This window comes from Rhizobium sp. SU303 (assembly GCF_021052345.1).
Classification (GTDB): Bacteria; Pseudomonadota; Alphaproteobacteria; order Rhizobiales; family Rhizobiaceae; genus Rhizobium; species Rhizobium laguerreae.
Map to the genome: position 1 here is coordinate 2,250,761 of NZ_CP088095.1, position 14,740 is coordinate 2,265,500.

Consider the following 14,740-nt stretch of genomic DNA (forward strand, 5'->3'; position numbering starts at 1 on the left):
GGCGGTGTCGCGTATAGAGGTGCTTTCTGGCAAAATCTGCCTGATTCGCAAACGTGGCATGAAATGCGGTGATTTTGGGTCGGCGGCGGATGCCCGCCCAAGCCAGACCTAAGACAGGATGAAGATCTGAACGGCTCCATGGACGATAGCAACGACCTTTTTTCCGGAATGCCCCTCTCTGAAAAACGCGAGGAGGCGCAGAAGCCTGCCGTGCCGGCCGAACGGCCGCCGGCTCCGGCTGCGCCGGTCGCCGCAGCACCCCCTGCTGCCGGGGCCTCAGCGCGCCCGGGACCTGCCGCCTCGAACTCGGATGATTACGGCGCCTCGTCGATCCGCGTCCTCGAAGGCCTCGAACCGGTACGCATGCGCCCGGGCATGTATATCGGCGGTACCGATGAAAAGGCGCTGCACCACCTCTTTGCCGAAGTCATCGACAATGCGATGGACGAGGCGGTCGCCGGGCACGCCAATTTCATCGAGGTCTATCTCGACCTAGAGGGTTACCTGACGGTCTCCGACAACGGCCGCGGCATCCCGGTCGAGAACCATCCGCAGGTACCGGGCAAGTCGACGCTCGAAGTCATCATGACCAAGCTGCATGCCGGCGGTAAATTCGACGGCAAGGCCTATGAGACCTCGGGCGGCCTGCACGGCGTCGGCGTTTCGGTCGTCAACGCGCTTTCCGACGACCTCGAAGTCGAGGTGGCGCGAAACCGCAAGCTCTACCGCCAGCGCTTCTCCCGCGGCCTGCCGCAGGGCGGTCTCGAAGAGTTGGGCGACGTTCACAACCGCCGCGGCACCCGCGTGCGCTTCCATCCCGACCCCCAGATCTTTGGGGATCACATGAAGTTCGATGCCGCCCGCGTCTTCCGCATGGCGCGCTCGAAAGCCTATCTGTTCGGCGGCGTCGAAATCCGCTGGAGCTGCGAGGCGGGCGTGCTGCCCGAAGGCTCCGAGGTCCCTGACAAGGCCGTCTTCCACTTCCCCGGCGGCCTCAAGGACTATCTCCAGGCGACGATGGGCAAGGAGTTCACCGTCACCCGCGAGATTTTCGCTGGCAAGACGGAGAAGGTGAGCGGCCACGGCTCGATGGAATGGGCGATCACCTGGTATGGCGGCGATCCGCAGGTGCATTCCTATTGCAACACCATCCCGACGACCGAAGGCGGCACACATGAAGCGGGGTTGCGCATTGCGCTGACCAAGGGCCTGAAGGCCTATGCCGAGCTGACGCAGAACAAGCGCGCCGCGCAGATCACCACCGACGACGTGATGATCTCGGCCGTCGGCATGCTGTCGGTCTTCATTCGCGAGCCGGAATTCGTCGGCCAGACCAAGGACAGGCTTGCGACCGTCGAGGCGCAGCGCATCGTCGAGAACGCGCTGCGCGATCCCTTCGACCATTACCTCGCCGACAATCCGAACGAGTCGGCCAAGCTGCTCGACTGGGTGATCGAGCGCGCCGAGGAGCGCCTGCGCCGCCGCAAGGAAAAGGAAGTCAACCGCAAGAGCGCGGTGCGCAAATTGCGCCTGCCCGGCAAGCTCGCCGATTGCTCGCAGAACACCGCTGAAGGCGCCGAACTCTTCATCGTCGAGGGTGATTCGGCAGGCGGTTCGGCCAAGCAGGCGCGCAACCGCGCCAATCAGGCAATTCTGCCGCTGCGCGGCAAGATCCTCAACGTTGCCAGCGCCGGCCGCGAAAAACTTGGCGCCAACCAGCAGCTCGCCGATCTCGTCCAGGCTCTCGGCTGCGGCACGCGGTCGAAATACCGCGACGAAGACCTGCGTTACGAGCGCATCATCGTCATGACCGATGCCGACGTCGACGGCGCCCATATCGCCTCGCTGCTCATCACTTTCTTCTATCAGGAGATGCCGGAGCTGGTGCGCGGCGGCCATCTCTTCCTTGCCGTGCCGCCGCTTTACAAGATCACCCAAGGGGCGAAATCCGCCTATGCCCGCGACGACAATCATCGCGCCGAGCTGATGCAGACGGAGTTCAAGGGCAAGGCCAAGGTCGAGATCAGCCGCTTCAAAGGCCTCGGCGAAATGATGCCCGCCCAGCTCAAGGAAACCACCATGGATCCGTCCAAGCGCACCCTGCTCAAGGTGCTGATCGACGAGGTGGATTTCGAAGGCACGCGCGCCGCCGTCGACGATCTGATGGGCACCAAGCCGGAAGCCCGCTTCCGCTTCATCCAGGACCGCGCGGCCTTCGCCGAGAACCTCGATATCTAGAATATGCCATCGAGCGCGCCGAACGGTCGGATAGACACAGGTTCGACGCACCGCATTTTAGCATTCACGATTTCACGGAACTGACGAAGAACCGTAACAACTCCGTCAAACAACCGGCGCATGAAGCGGTCGGCGTGCTCCCAAGGGAGCATTGGCGCCGGTCGAACCGTTTTTAACCCTTGCCGGATATTTGTCATGACCAAGCGTTTTCTCGCGGCTGCCGCTTTCGTTCTCCTGTCCAGCACCGTCACCGCCAGCACCACAGATATTGGGGCCACCGATATCGGCGCCACCTTCGAGACCGCCTGCCCCTTCGGCGATTGCGCAGCCGGTATCTCCCTCTCCTATCTCGGTGAATTCGTCATCCCAACCGGCCACCTGGAAAACGGCGTTGAGTTCGGCGGCATTTCCGGGCTCGATTTCGATGCCGCCACCGGCCATTATATTGCCATCAGCGACGACCGCTCGGAAAGAGGCCCGGCCCGCTTCTATGAACTCGACGTCGATCTCGACGCGTCGGGCCTCAAGGGCGTTTCGGTCGTCAAGCAGGTGACGCTGAAGGACAAGAACGGCGAGCCCTTCGCTGCCCGGACCGTCGATCCGGAGTCGATCCGCCTCGGCAAGGACGGCATCTATTGGGGCAGCGAAGGCGACGGCAAGGCGCTGCTGGCGCCCTTCGTCCGCGTCGCGTCGTCGGACGGTTCCTTCGTCCGCGAATTCAAGCTTCCGGACGGCTTTGCGCCGACCGCGGACAAGTCGACCGGCATCCGTGACAACCTCGCCTTCGAAGATCTCGCCATCGCGCCCTCCGGCGACGTTTTCGTCGGTGTCGAAGCGGCCCTTTACCAGGATGGTCCGAAATCCTCGCTGACGTCAGGCAGCCTGTCGCGCATCGTCCGCTACGACGGCGCCACCGGCGAGCCGAAAGCTGAATATGTCTACCCGGTCTCGCCGATCCCGCAGGCCGCCACCAAGGCCGATGGCGGCAATGACAACGGCATGTCGGAGATGCTTGCCCTCGACGATCACCGCCTGCTCGCCGTCGAACGCAGCTATGCCCAGGGCTTCGGCAACAACATCAAGATCATGATGATGGATCTGACTGGTGCCACCGATGTATCCGCCATCGCTTCGCTCGCCAAAAACGACCAGCGCGTCGTCCCCGTCCGCAAGAGCCAGGTCCTCGATTTGAGGGCGATCGGCCTCGTTCCCGACAATATCGAGGCCATGTCGCTCGGCAAGGCCAAGGACGGCACCGATGTTCTCATTCTCGGCTCCGACAATAATTTCTCAGCCAGCCAAAAGACGCAATTCTATGCCTTCAAGGTTCTCAACCGCCCGCAGCAGTAAGACGTCCGGATCTGAGGGTCGAATAGCGACGGTTTGAATACGCTTTCATGGTGCGGACCTTGAAACCGCCGGGGTGATGGCCCATAACCAGAGTACAAGAAAAAGAAGAGGCGCGCGTGGGTGTGTTCGACCGTCAGAAAAGCAATCATGAACCGCGATGGCTCGGATCGTCGGCGCAGACGCGCACGCCGCTGATTCCCTCCATTTCGGCGGCGCGCTGGCTGCTGGTCCTGGTCGTCGCTGCCGGCGTCTATTTCTTCTACGGCTTCCTCGTGCCGGTGCTCGCAGCCCTCGTCATCGGTTTTGCCAGCTGGCCGCTCTACCGCAAGCTTCTTGCCCGCGTCGGCGGCAATACGACGATCGCCGCGACCATCGCCATCATCCTGATCATCACCTTCCTGGTCATCCCGATCGGGCTTGCGGTCACCTATACGACGGGCGAAGTGCGCACCTGGGTCGCCTGGGCAATCCACGCCAACCGCGCCGGCGCCCCGACACCCAACTGGATCGTCGCGCTGCCTTGGGCCGGCGCCTATCTCGATGAAGTCTGGACAAAATATATCGGCAGTCCCGGCGCACTCGGCGAAGTCATCCAGGCGGTCAGCGGCGCCAATATCGGCAACATATACCGTGCCGTGCTTGCGGCCGGCGGCGGCGCCTTCCACCTGCTGCTGACGCTGCTCTTCATGCTGATCGCGCTGTTCTTCGTCTATCGCGACGGTTTTTCCTTCTCCAAGCAGATCGACATGCTGGGCGAGCGCATCCTGCCCAATCGCTGGGAGCGCATTTCCCGCGTCGTGCCGGCGACGATCAGCTCCACCGTCATGGGCATGACGCTGATCGCGATCGGCGAAGGCATCGTGCTTGGTCTTGCCTACTGGATTGCCGGCGTGCCGTCGCCGGTGACGCTCGGCGTCCTGACGGGCGTGATGGCGCTGATACCGGGCGGTGCGCCGCTCTCCTTCACGCTGGTCTCCATCTATCTGCTGGCGAGCGGCTCGCATGTCGCCGGCATCAGTCTCTTCGTTTGGGGGACTGTCGAGCTCTTCATCGTCGACAAGACGCTGCGGCCGAAACTCGTTGGCGGTCCGATCAAGCTGCCCTTCCTGCCGACGTTCTTCGGCCTCGTCGGCGGCGTCAAGACGATGGGTTTCCTCGGCCTCTTCATCGGCCCGGTGCTGATGGCGCTGATCGTCGCCATCTGGCGCGAATGGATCCACGAAGCCCGCAACGCCGACAAGAGCGAAACCGGACCGCAGATCATCATCGACGAACAGGCCCCGCCGCCGGTCCCCGGCTCGCCGAAAACCATGCCGCGCGTCGCCGAAGGCTGAACATGCCTGAAGAGACCGGCTACCGCAGCTGCTTTTCCATGAAAAGGCTGAGTGGATCCGGCAGATAGCTGCCGAAAGGCTCGATGTCCCGATATCCATATTTGCGGTAGAGCGCGATAGCCTCGGGCTGGTAGATGCCGGTTTCGAGCCGGATCGCCGTCAGACCCTTTTCTCCGGCGATCGCTTCGAGCGCATTCATCAGGCCGCTGGCGATCCTCAGGCCCCTCGCCTCGGGATCGACGAACATGCGCTTGATCTCCGCCGTGCCGTCGCCGGTCTCGACCAGCGCGCAGCAGCCGACGATCGCATCGCCATTGCGCGCGACCAGGAAGCTCACCGAAGGTTTCTCCAGCACGGAAAGGTCGACCAGATGGTTGCTCTCCGCAGGATAGAGAGATTGCGCATAGTCATCGGAGAGATCGAGAAGTCGGATAACGCCCTCCTGGCGCGGCGGTTCAAGAGCGATGGTGACTGACATGTTGGCTCCCTCTGCCGGCGCGGGACAAGTTTTCCCCGATATGACGAAGAGTTAATGCCCTTGCCTTCATTCGGTTGGAATTGCGCCCTCTAAGACGATGAGGTGCTCAATAATCAAGGAAGCAGAATATGCAAGCGGTGCTGATCGCGATGACCATTCTCGGCTGCGACGATTCCATCAGCCAGTGCAATTATGTCGCGACGGTCGATAAACGCTGGGAAACCGTTGCCGCTTGCGATGTCGAAGCCGAACGACGGCTGAAGACCTATGCGAATGTCAACTATCCCTCGGTGATCGCGGTATGCGAGGCGCCGAAAGCCGTCGCCGCCGCCGAGCCGCCGAAACCGGCGCCCGTGCCAGCCACCGCGCACGAGGTCGCTGTCGCAGCGCCCCAACCCGCAGGAAGGATTGCCGGTTTTGCTGAAGACATCGCCGGGCAGGTCCGCGCCCACCTCCCCTCGGGCAGAAGCGTCAAGGACACGCTGACCAAGCCCGTGCACTTCGTCTCCGCCAGCTATTCCTGGGTGGTGACGCGGCTGGCGGATTAGAGCGCCGTGCGTCCTTTCGGACGCACAAAGGACGCTCTAACACTTTGAATCTACGCATCGTGCTTTCCGAAAGTCGATTCCGATTTTCGGGCCGATGCGCTAAGCCGCCGCAAGCGCCGCGTAGACGCGGGCCGATTGTCGCTGCTCGTTAACGTGCAGCTTTTCCACCATGTCGAGCAACTCGCCGATCGCGCCATGCGCGTCGTGATGGCGGAATTTTTCGAGAAGACGGCCGCGGACATTGCCGAGCACGCTGCCTGGTGCTTTTCTGGCGGCGTCGCGCCACAGCATCGTCGCCTCGACGAAGATCACGCTGATATCCCTCGGCAGGCCGGCGGACTCATAGAGCGCGCGCACGGCATGCATGCGCCCGGTTGCCAGGATCGAACGCACGCGGCGCTCGCTGCACGCGGTCAGATCGACGATCGCTCCGGCGAAGAAATCCACCTTGCCGGCACAAAGCGCATGCATCAGGAAGGACGGCGTCAGCCGGCCGTTGAGGCGCAGATGCTGGACGAGGTCGGGTATTTCGCGCGGCGCAATATCGCCGGCGATCGAAACGATGGCGGCCTCGGTCGCCTCGCGGCTGATGCGCTGAAGCCGCTGCAGGCCGATCGCCGCCTGCGCCAGCGGCAATCCCACAAGCGCATTGCTGACATGCTGGGTCAGCAGCTGGCGGGCATCGGCAGGAAGATCGCTGCGGTCGAGAAGCAGGTTGCGAATATCGCAGCAGTCGCCGAACCGTTCGGCGATGCGTTTCAACGATAGGCTGGAGATCACCGCGCCGTCATTCTCGAGCAGGCAGAGCAGTTCCTCCTCGTCGCCGACCTCCGCAAGGGCGGCGGAGACCGGGCGCGTCACATGCGCTCTCGCGGCAATCAGCATGCGGGTGGCGCCGTTGCCGCGCGCGGCAAGGTCGACGAGATCGGTGTCGCTCAAAAGCGGCGAGCAGGTCACCGCGTGGCAGGCGACCTCGGGCTGGTCCTCGGCAAGCGAAAGAATCAAGTTGCGCGGCGCATCGGGCGACCAGGCGATCGCCTCGGCAAGCGCAAGCCGCACGCGCGGCGACGGATCGTCGAGAAGAAAGGTCATCGCCATTTCGGCCGCCGCCCGCTCGTCCGCGGACATTTCGGACTGTAGATAGGCGCGCCCGAGGGCGTTTGCGGCCCGGGCCCGGTCACCGGTCTTGGCCGTTTCGATCCAACGAAGGAAAGCTTCTACGATCACGCGACGCCCCAGCATTTGAACGCGATTCCCTCGCGCTCCATTCACTGCTGCGACCGTAGCGGCAAAAGGTTTAAGATTGGTTCACCATGTTTCTTAAGCCTTTGGGCGCCTTGCCGGGTTCGGCTCAGCCTTGCTGCGTCTTCGGCCGGATCATCTCGAAAACATCGCTGCCTTCGCTGTAATCCATGTAGCCCATGCGGGCCAAAGGTCGGGCGATCGACATGTCGAGACGGCCGTCCCTGACGATCGCTTCGTCGATACGGATGCCGACCACTTCGCCGAAGACGAGGACGTTTTCGGATGGTTCGCCCGACAGCGTCTTCGGCTCGATGATCTCGGTCACCCTGCATTCGAGCACCGCAAAAGCCTCGCCGACATAGGGCGCGTCGATCAGTTCGGCCGGCTTCGCCGTCAGGCCGGCGAAGTCGAATTCGCTGTCGCCATAGGGCAGCGCCGCCGAGGAGAGGTTCATCTTCTCGGCGAGATCGCGGCTGACGAAATTGCAGGTGAAGACGCCGGTCTCTGCCGCATTGCGCTGGCTGTGCTTGCGCCCGGCCGAAGAAAACATCACCAGCTTCGGCCGGTCGGCAACGGCATTGAAGAAGGAATAGGGCGCCAGATTGATCGATCCGTCCCTGCCCTTGCTGCCGATCCAGCCGATCGGGCGCGGCGACACGATCGCCTTGAAAGGATCATGCGCGAGCCCATGCCGGTTGCTGTCGGTGGTGTAGAACATCAGTCTTCTCCGCCGACCCATGTCACGGTATCGGCAAGCTCCGGCCGCGGCCGCTCGATCGCCGGAAATGTCGTCGAGCCGATATGGATGAAGCCCGCTACTTTTTCATCGGGCCCGACGCCGAGCAGCGGATAAGCGCGCTCGTCATAGGCGAACCACTCCGTCAGCCAGTTGGCGACATAACCATTGGCATTGGCGGCGAGGATGACGTTGAAGCAAAGCGCGCCTGCCGACATCATTTGCTCCCATTCCGGGATCTTGATATGCGGCCCCGCCTTGCTGACGACGGCGACGACCACGGGCGCACGGGTGAAACGGTTGCGTTCGACCTGGATCATCTCTTCGGAAAGGTCGGGCTTTGTCTGAAGCGCCAGCGTCAGAAGCTCCTCGCCGAGACGCACGCGCTGCTCTCCGCGATAGACGATGAAGCGCCAGGGCGCGATCTTGCCGTGATCGGGAACACGCGAGGCGAGACGCAGGATCTCCTCGATCTCGGCCTTCTCGGGGCCTGGTTCGCACATCTGAAAAGCGGGGATGGAGCGGCGCACGGCGAGGTAGTCGATCAGCTTGATATCGGATTTCATACGGGAGAAGCTCTCATTTTTATGCTGCTGCAAAGGGTGGGTCTTGAATTTGCCATCGCGTTGGTCTTGAAGTGACCTTTGCTATTTCAGAAGTCAATCGGTTCACGAAACAGATGTTTGGCATTTTGCCTTTTGCACGCATCGGCCTTGCCATTGCCCTGATGGTATTGATGCCCCTCGGCGCCGGCGCTCAGGATGCCTTCAAGGAATTCAAACAGCTTGAATCGACACCGAAGATGCCGAAGCTCGATGCCTTCATCGCGCCCGGCACGGTGCCTGAAGGGGTCAAGCTGCGCGACGTCCCGATGGAAGCCAAGCTGACGGCGGACGGCACGCCGGTTGAGGAGGGCCTTTCCTGGTACGTCTTCAGCCCGATCGCCGGAACCGATGGCAAGCTGCCGCTGATCGCCAGTGCCAAGGGCGGGCCTGCCGCCTTCCAGCTCGCCCCCGGCGATTATTTCGTCAATGTCTCCTTCGGCCGCGCCGGGGTCACCAAGAAACTGACCGTGCCCGCTGAAGGCGAGGTCGACAAGCAGGTGATGGTGCTCGATGCCGGCGGCCTGCTGCTCAATGCCGTCTCCGGCGCCGACGCCCGCATTCGCCCCGACCAGTTGAGCTTTTCGATCTATTCCTCGGAAGTGCGCGACGATGGCGAGCGCGGCCTCGTCGTGGCCGATGTCTCGCCGAATACCGTCGTCCGTCTCAATGCCGGCACCTATCACATCGTTTCTGAATATGGCAGCGTCAACGCCGTGATCCGCGCCGACATCCAGGTCGAGGCCGGCAAGCTGACCGAGGCGACGATCCAGCATCGTGCCGCGCAGATCACCTTCAAGCTGGTCTCCGACGCCGGCGGCGAGGCGATCGCCGATACGGCATGGTCGATCCTGACGGCGGCCGGCGACAGTGTCGGCGAAAGTGTCAGCGCCTTCCCGACCATGGTTCTCGCCGAAGGCGGATATTCCGCCGTCGCCCGCAACAAGGACAAGATCTACCAGCGCGATTTCACCGTCGTCGCCGGCAGGAACACCGATGTCGAGGTTCTGATGAAGGACCAGCAGCCGCAGCCGCCGGTCAGCGCGGCCCGCACGGTGCAGCAGGTGCCGGTCGGCACACCGCCGCCGCCAGGCGTCCAGCCGGCTCCGGTGGCGCCGCTGCCCTCCTACGAACAGCTCGTGCCGCAGGGCGGCGACGACACCAGCCTCGATTGATTTTTACCGCGAGCGGCTTCGGCTCGGCCGAGACGTTTGAAAGGCGCGCTTCGGCGCCATCGAGAAGACGGCCTCATAGAGACGGGCAAGCAGACCCTTGCGATCGGCACCACTGCTCAGCGCCTCCCAGGTCAGCACCTCGCCGATATGCGCCGTGATCGTGCTGCCGGACAGCCGGCGGAACTCGCCGATCAGCAGCGACAGCCGCAGCGTCATCGACACCTGGCTTGCCAGATGAAACAGCCGGCCGTTCTGGCCCTCGAAATAGATCGGCAGCACGCTGGCATGCGTCGCCTGGATGAGTTTTGCCGGAAACATCTTCCACGGCAGATCCTCGGCGCGGCCGAATCCCTTCTTGGCGGTTGCAACGCCGCCCGCCGGAAAGACGATGATGGTGGTGCCTTCCTTGAGCAGCCGCACCGCCTCGTGCCGGCTCTTCATATTCACAGCCATCGCCTCCCTGGTCTCCGCAAAGGAGATCGGCAGCGAATAGGGCGCCATCTCCGGCATCTTCAGGAGGTCGCTGTGGATCAGCACCTTGAAGGGACGGCCGAGCTGTTCGGCAAGCGCCAGCACGGCGATGCCGTCGCCGATACCGAAGGGGTGGTTGGCGACGATGACGATCGGCTCGGCGGGAACGGGTTGAAGTGGCCAGTTGCCCTTGACGTCGACCGAAACGTCGATGAGATCGAGCGTCCTCGCGAACACGCGATCGCTCTTGCCGATGATGTCGCTGCGCCAGATGTCGTAGAGCCTGAGATAGCGGTCGCGGCCCGAAAGCCCTTCGATCGAACGGATCAACCAACGCTTCAGGCGCGGATCGCGATCATTGGCATAGGATAATTCTTTGAAGCGCACTCCGGCCTCGGGATGACCCGCTCCCCGTTCGTGGCGACAATACTGCAGTTACATATCAGATTTCCGACAGCGCCGGGTTCGGCGCTGTCGGATACCGGCCATTTGTTCAGGCCGCCTTAGCTTTTTTTGCTTCGGCCTTGCGACGGATGTCGGGCGGTGTCGCTTCGAGGGCAAGGCTCTCGACGGCGACCTCGAGTCCCATCGAAACCTGGTCCTGGCTGCCGAGGCGGCGGATATTGACTGTGCGCTCCTCGGCTTCCTTCCTGCCGCAGACGATGATGACAGGAACCTTGGTGACCGAATGCTCGCGGATCTTGTAGTTGATCTTCTCGTTGCGGAAGTCGGTCTCGACGTTGAGGCCGACCTCGCGCAGCGCCTCGGCCACCTCAAGCCCGTAGGCGTCGGCTTCCGAGGTGATCGTTGCGACCACCACCTGCAGCGGCGATACCCAGAGCGGCATATGGCCGGCGAAGTTCTCGATCAGGATGCCGAGGAAACGCTCCATCGAGCCGCAGATGGCGCGATGGATCATCACCGGCTGCGTCTTTTCCGAGTTGCTGTCGATGTAAAAGGCGCCGAACCGCTCCGGCAGGTTGAAGTCGACCTGCGTCGTCCCGCACTGCCATTCGCGGCCGATCGCATCCTTGAGCGTATATTCGAACTTCGGACCGTAGAAGGCGCCCTCGCCCGGCACGATGCCGGTCTTGATATTGTTGGACTGCTGCTGGATCGTCTCCAGCACTCCCATCATCACGCTTTCGGCGCGGTCCCAGAGCTCGTCCGAACCGACGCGCTTTTCCGGCCGGGTCGAGAGCTTGATGGTGACTTCGTCGAAGCCGAAATCCTTGTAGACCGAAAGGATCAGGTCGTTGATCTTCAGGCATTCGGCGGCCATCTGCTCGTCGGTGCAGAAGATATGAGCATCGTCCTGCGTGAAGCCGCGCACGCGCATCAGCCCGTGCAGCGCACCCGACGGCTCGTAGCGGTGGACATTGCCGAATTCGGCGAGCCGGATCGGCAGCTCGCGGTAGGATTTCAGCCCGTGCTTGAAGATCTGGATATGGCCGGGGCAGTTCATCGGCTTCAGCGCGAAGACGCGGTCGTCATCGGTGTCGTCGCCGGCAACCGTTACCTTGAACATGTTGTCGCGATACCAGCCCCAGTGACCGGAGGTTTCCCACAGCGACTTGTCGAGCACCTGCGGCGCATTGACTTCCTGATAATCGCCGGCAAGCCGGCGGCGCATGTAGGCGACCAGCGTCTGGAATACGCGCCAGCCCTTGCCGTGCCAGAAGACGACGCCGGGACCCTCTTCCTGGAAATGGAAGAGATCCATCTCGCGGCCGAGGCGGCGGTGATCGCGCTTTTCGGCTTCGGCAAGCATATGCAGGTAGTTGTCGAGTTCCGACTGTTCGGCGAAGGCCGTGCCGTAGATGCGGCTCAGCATCGGATTGTTGCTGTCGCCGCGCCAATAGGCGCCGGCTACCTTCAAGAGCTTGAAGGCGGAACCGATCTGGCCGGTCGAGGCCATGTGCGGGCCACGGCAGAGGTCGAACCAGTCGCCCTGGTAATAGATCTTGAGATCTTGCCCTTCCGGGATCGCATCGACGAGTTCGACCTTGTACTGCTCGCCCTTGTCGGCGAAGACCTGTTTCGCCTTCTCGCGCGACCAGACCTGCTTGGTGAAGGCGGCGTTGCGGGCGATGATCTCCTTCATCTTCTTTTCGATCTTCGGCAGATCGTCGAGTGTGAAAGGCTCGTTCTTGGCGAAGTCGTAATAGAAACCGTTTTCGATGACCGGGCCGATTGTCACCTGGGTGCCAGGCCACAGCTCCTGCACCGCTTCGGCCATGACATGCGCCGCGTCGTGGCGGATGAGTTCGAGCGCGCGGTCGTCATTGCGGGTGATGATCTCGATCCTGCCGGCCGTCACGGGATCGGAAAGATCGCGCACGGTGCCGTCGATCGCAACGGCGACCGCTTTCTTGGCGAGCGACTTGGAAATGGATTCGGCGACATCCCGGCCGGTTGCGCCGGCATCATAGCCGCGCACGGAACCATCGGGAAATGTCAGGGAAATAGCTTGGGACATCGAAATTCTCCTTGTCCAGTCCCGCCAACGAATGCGGGTGGTTGACATGAAAGCGCCTCCGCGGAGCTGAATGCGCTGCCGCCTGATAGCCAGATTTCCTGTCTGAGTAAAGAAAAAGCGGGGGCTATATAATCATTTCAGTCAGCCCGCGCACGGTGTTCCAGTTGCGCATCGTACCGACGCCGAGCCGCTTGGTCGTCAGCGCCGAAAGCAGCTTGGATTGGCTCGGCTTGCCGGCGAAATCGATCCAGAGATCGCCGCCGACGACGGCGATGCGCTGTCCCTCCGTCATCAGCGGTTTCAGCGCCTCCACCTTCTTGGGATCGACCGGCAGACGCATCACCCGGACGATGACCTGGTCGCCATTGCCGTCCTTGAAGGGATTGGTGCTGCAAAGCGCCATCCAGGTGCAGTCGCTGCGCACGATGATATCGACATGTTTGCCGAACTTTTCTTCAAAGGCCTCTTCCAGCTGGGTCTCGAGTTCGTGCGGCCGCATCTCGTCGGCCTCGAAGACAAGATTGCCTGTAGAAACCAGCGTGCGCGGCTCGCGATAGCCGAGCTCTTCGGCAAGGGCACGCAAATCCTGCATGATGACGCGGCGGTCGGGCGTCAGGACAATGCTGTGCAGAAGGGCGATGAAGGTGCTCATGGCTGCCAGAACTCCTCTGCGCCGTCGGGCAAGGTCTTCAGCACTTTGTCAAATGCGGCTGCGTCGACATGTTTTCGAACGGCCATCGCCACGTCTCGGATGGCGGTGTCGGGCGCAAAATTATGGTCACCGCGCAGTGACCGCACCTCCCGCGTCATCGCCGAACGATCCTCGAAGGACCGTTTGGCCTCGTCGGGATTCCAGTCGGAGACGAAGATCGCGCGCAGCACCGGCGGCAGTACATCGGCAAACCGGAGTGCATCTGCGAAATCGAGGCGGCGGCGGAACGTCTGAAAGACCCCTTGGGTCATAGTGTAGACCACATTGCGGCTGTCGATCAGCGTATCGGCTCTCACATCATCGAGATAATGGTCGAAGTCTTCCGATGCACGCCTGTATTCGCCGGGCATCGTCACGACGCTCACCCTTTCTTCCGCCCGAGGGCGAGATAGCGCCACGGCGTCCACCAGCGGAAGCTGTCGCCGAGCATCTCCGGCACCTGGTCGAGGCCGCTGGTGCCGCCCGGGCCGCAGCGGCCGACGCGAAACAACGTCATCCAGCCGCCGGCCCAAAGACCGTGGCGGGCGATCGACTCGTAGCCATATTCGGAGCAGGTCGGGATATGGCGGCAGGAATTGCCGATAAAGCCGGAAAGCGTCAGCTGGTAGAGGCGGATCAGCCCCATGCCGAGCAGGCGGTCGGGCGTCTTGCGGAACGGACCGGTATAGTTGCGGGAAGTGCGTGCGGCCTTTTCACGCGGCTTGTCCGATCCGGCGGCGCCGCCGTCGTCCTCATCGTCAGCCTGCCGAACGCAGAACTCGCACATGTCAGTTACGCCTCGACAACTTCCGCCCGTTTCGCCTCGATCTGCCCGATCGCATCGACGACGGCATCGAAGGTCAGCATCGTCGAGGCATGGCGGGCCTTGTAGTCCCGCACCGGCAGCAGATAACGCATATCTTCGAATCGTCCATGAGGCCCCGCCCCGTCCGCTTTCAACATGGCGAGCATGTCCTGGCGGGCCTGGCGCAATTCGTCCGACGTGGCGCCGACCACATGGCGGGCCATGATAGAGGACGAGGCCTGGCCGAGCGCGCAGGCCTTCACGTCATGGGCAAAACCGGTCACGGTGTCGCCATCCATCTTCAGCCAGATCCGCACCTTCGAGCCGCAGAGCTTCGAATGGGCTTGGGCGCTCGCATCGGCATCATCAAGCGTGCCGGTCAGCGGAATATTGCCGGCGAATTCGAGGATTTTGCTGTTGTAGATATCGTCCATGCTGGATTTCCGCTCCAAAATCGCTGCGGATCGGCCTCTCTGAGGGCGTTATTGTCGTCAAAACAAAAAACACACCGTGTCGTGTGAGGATACTTACATATAATGGCCGTCTTCCTATATGTATGTCGTTCGAAGGCCATGAAAATGCAATGGC

15 protein-coding genes are annotated in these 14,740 nt (G+C 62.3%); 5 read left to right on the forward strand and 10 right to left on the reverse strand.

What is annotated here, in order from left to right; all coding sequences use genetic code 11:
• Positions 1–138 precede the first annotated feature (138 nt).
• The 3 genes from parE (at position 139) to RlegSU303_RS11310 (ending at position 4,922) form a co-directional block, all read left to right on the forward strand.
• On the forward strand, positions 139–2,238 hold the full coding sequence (gene parE / locus RlegSU303_RS11300) for a DNA topoisomerase IV subunit B (RefSeq protein ID WP_094085917.1): 2,100 nt from the start codon (positions 139–141) through the stop codon (positions 2,236–2,238).
• Positions 2,239–2,433: 195 nt separating this feature from the next.
• Positions 2,434–3,588, forward strand: a complete 1,155-nt coding sequence (locus RlegSU303_RS11305) for an esterase-like activity of phytase family protein (protein ID WP_131718519.1) — start codon at positions 2,434–2,436, stop codon at positions 3,586–3,588.
• 116 nt (positions 3,589–3,704) lie between these two features.
• On the forward strand, positions 3,705–4,922 hold the full coding sequence (locus RlegSU303_RS11310; RefSeq protein ID WP_017960548.1) for an AI-2E family transporter: 1,218 nt from the start codon (positions 3,705–3,707) through the stop codon (positions 4,920–4,922).
• Positions 4,923–4,941: 19 nt separating this feature from the next.
• On the opposite strand, the gene RlegSU303_RS11315 is transcribed toward RlegSU303_RS11310, so the two are convergent.
• Positions 4,942–5,400: a GNAT family N-acetyltransferase gene (locus RlegSU303_RS11315; RefSeq protein ID WP_094085913.1), complete on the reverse strand. Its 459-nt coding sequence runs from the start codon at positions 5,398–5,400 to the stop codon at positions 4,942–4,944.
• 128 nt (positions 5,401–5,528) lie between these two features.
• On the opposite strand from RlegSU303_RS11315, the gene RlegSU303_RS11320 reads away from it, so the two are divergent.
• The gene (locus RlegSU303_RS11320; protein WP_131718520.1) at positions 5,529–5,948 is read left to right on the forward strand and encodes a hypothetical protein; all 420 of its coding nucleotides are present in this window, start codon (positions 5,529–5,531) and stop codon (positions 5,946–5,948) included.
• A gap of 99 nt (positions 5,949–6,047) precedes the next feature.
• On the opposite strand, the gene RlegSU303_RS11325 is transcribed toward RlegSU303_RS11320, so the two are convergent.
• From RlegSU303_RS11325 to RlegSU303_RS11335, 3 genes are all read right to left on the reverse strand, one after another.
• A complete protein-coding gene (locus RlegSU303_RS11325; protein WP_094085911.1) occupies positions 6,048–7,190 on the reverse strand; it encodes a DUF2336 domain-containing protein in 1,143 nt (380 codons plus the stop codon).
• Between the two features lie 109 nt (positions 7,191–7,299).
• Positions 7,300–7,911, reverse strand: a complete 612-nt coding sequence (locus tag RlegSU303_RS11330) for a flavin reductase family protein (protein WP_131619874.1) — start codon at positions 7,909–7,911, stop codon at positions 7,300–7,302.
• On the reverse strand, positions 7,911–8,495 hold the full coding sequence (locus RlegSU303_RS11335) for a nitroreductase family protein (protein WP_131718521.1): 585 nt from the start codon (positions 8,493–8,495) through the stop codon (positions 7,911–7,913). The genes RlegSU303_RS11330 and RlegSU303_RS11335 overlap by 1 nt, the downstream gene beginning before the upstream one ends.
• 113 nt (positions 8,496–8,608) lie before the next feature.
• Here RlegSU303_RS11335 and RlegSU303_RS11340 point away from each other — a divergent pair, with 113 nt between their 5' ends.
• The gene (locus RlegSU303_RS11340; protein ID WP_131718522.1) at positions 8,609–9,706 is read left to right on the forward strand and encodes a hypothetical protein; all 1,098 of its coding nucleotides are present in this window, start codon (positions 8,609–8,611) and stop codon (positions 9,704–9,706) included.
• Between the two features lie 3 nt (positions 9,707–9,709).
• Here the strand turns inward: RlegSU303_RS11340 and RlegSU303_RS11345 are convergent, their stop codons facing one another.
• From RlegSU303_RS11345 to RlegSU303_RS11370, 6 genes are all read right to left on the reverse strand, one after another.
• Positions 9,710–10,564 carry a lysophospholipid acyltransferase family protein gene (locus tag RlegSU303_RS11345; RefSeq protein ID WP_131718523.1) on the reverse strand — a complete coding sequence of 285 codons (855 nt, stop codon included), beginning with the start codon at positions 10,562–10,564 and terminating at the stop codon, positions 9,710–9,712.
• A gap of 106 nt (positions 10,565–10,670) precedes the next feature.
• Complete coding sequence (gene thrS / locus RlegSU303_RS11350) at positions 10,671–12,656, reverse strand: threonine--tRNA ligase (protein ID WP_131718524.1); 1,986 nt, start codon at positions 12,654–12,656, stop codon at positions 10,671–10,673.
• Positions 12,657–12,780: 124 nt separating this feature from the next.
• Positions 12,781–13,308 carry a DUF1697 domain-containing protein gene (locus RlegSU303_RS11355; protein WP_131718525.1) on the reverse strand — a complete coding sequence of 176 codons (528 nt, stop codon included), beginning with the start codon at positions 13,306–13,308 and terminating at the stop codon, positions 12,781–12,783.
• Positions 13,305–13,718, reverse strand: coding sequence for a DUF2267 domain-containing protein (locus tag RlegSU303_RS11360; protein ID WP_206121030.1), 414 nt, complete (start codon positions 13,716–13,718; stop codon positions 13,305–13,307). Before RlegSU303_RS11360 ends, RlegSU303_RS11355 begins: the two co-directional genes overlap by 4 nt.
• Before the next feature lie 11 nt (positions 13,719–13,729).
• Complete coding sequence (gene yidD / locus RlegSU303_RS11365; protein WP_131718526.1) at positions 13,730–14,134, reverse strand: membrane protein insertion efficiency factor YidD; 405 nt, start codon at positions 14,132–14,134, stop codon at positions 13,730–13,732.
• Positions 14,135–14,139: 5 nt separating this feature from the next.
• The gene (locus tag RlegSU303_RS11370; protein ID WP_017960560.1) at positions 14,140–14,586 is read right to left on the reverse strand and encodes an iron-sulfur cluster assembly scaffold protein; all 447 of its coding nucleotides are present in this window, start codon (positions 14,584–14,586) and stop codon (positions 14,140–14,142) included.
• Positions 14,587–14,740: the final 154 nt, after the last annotated feature.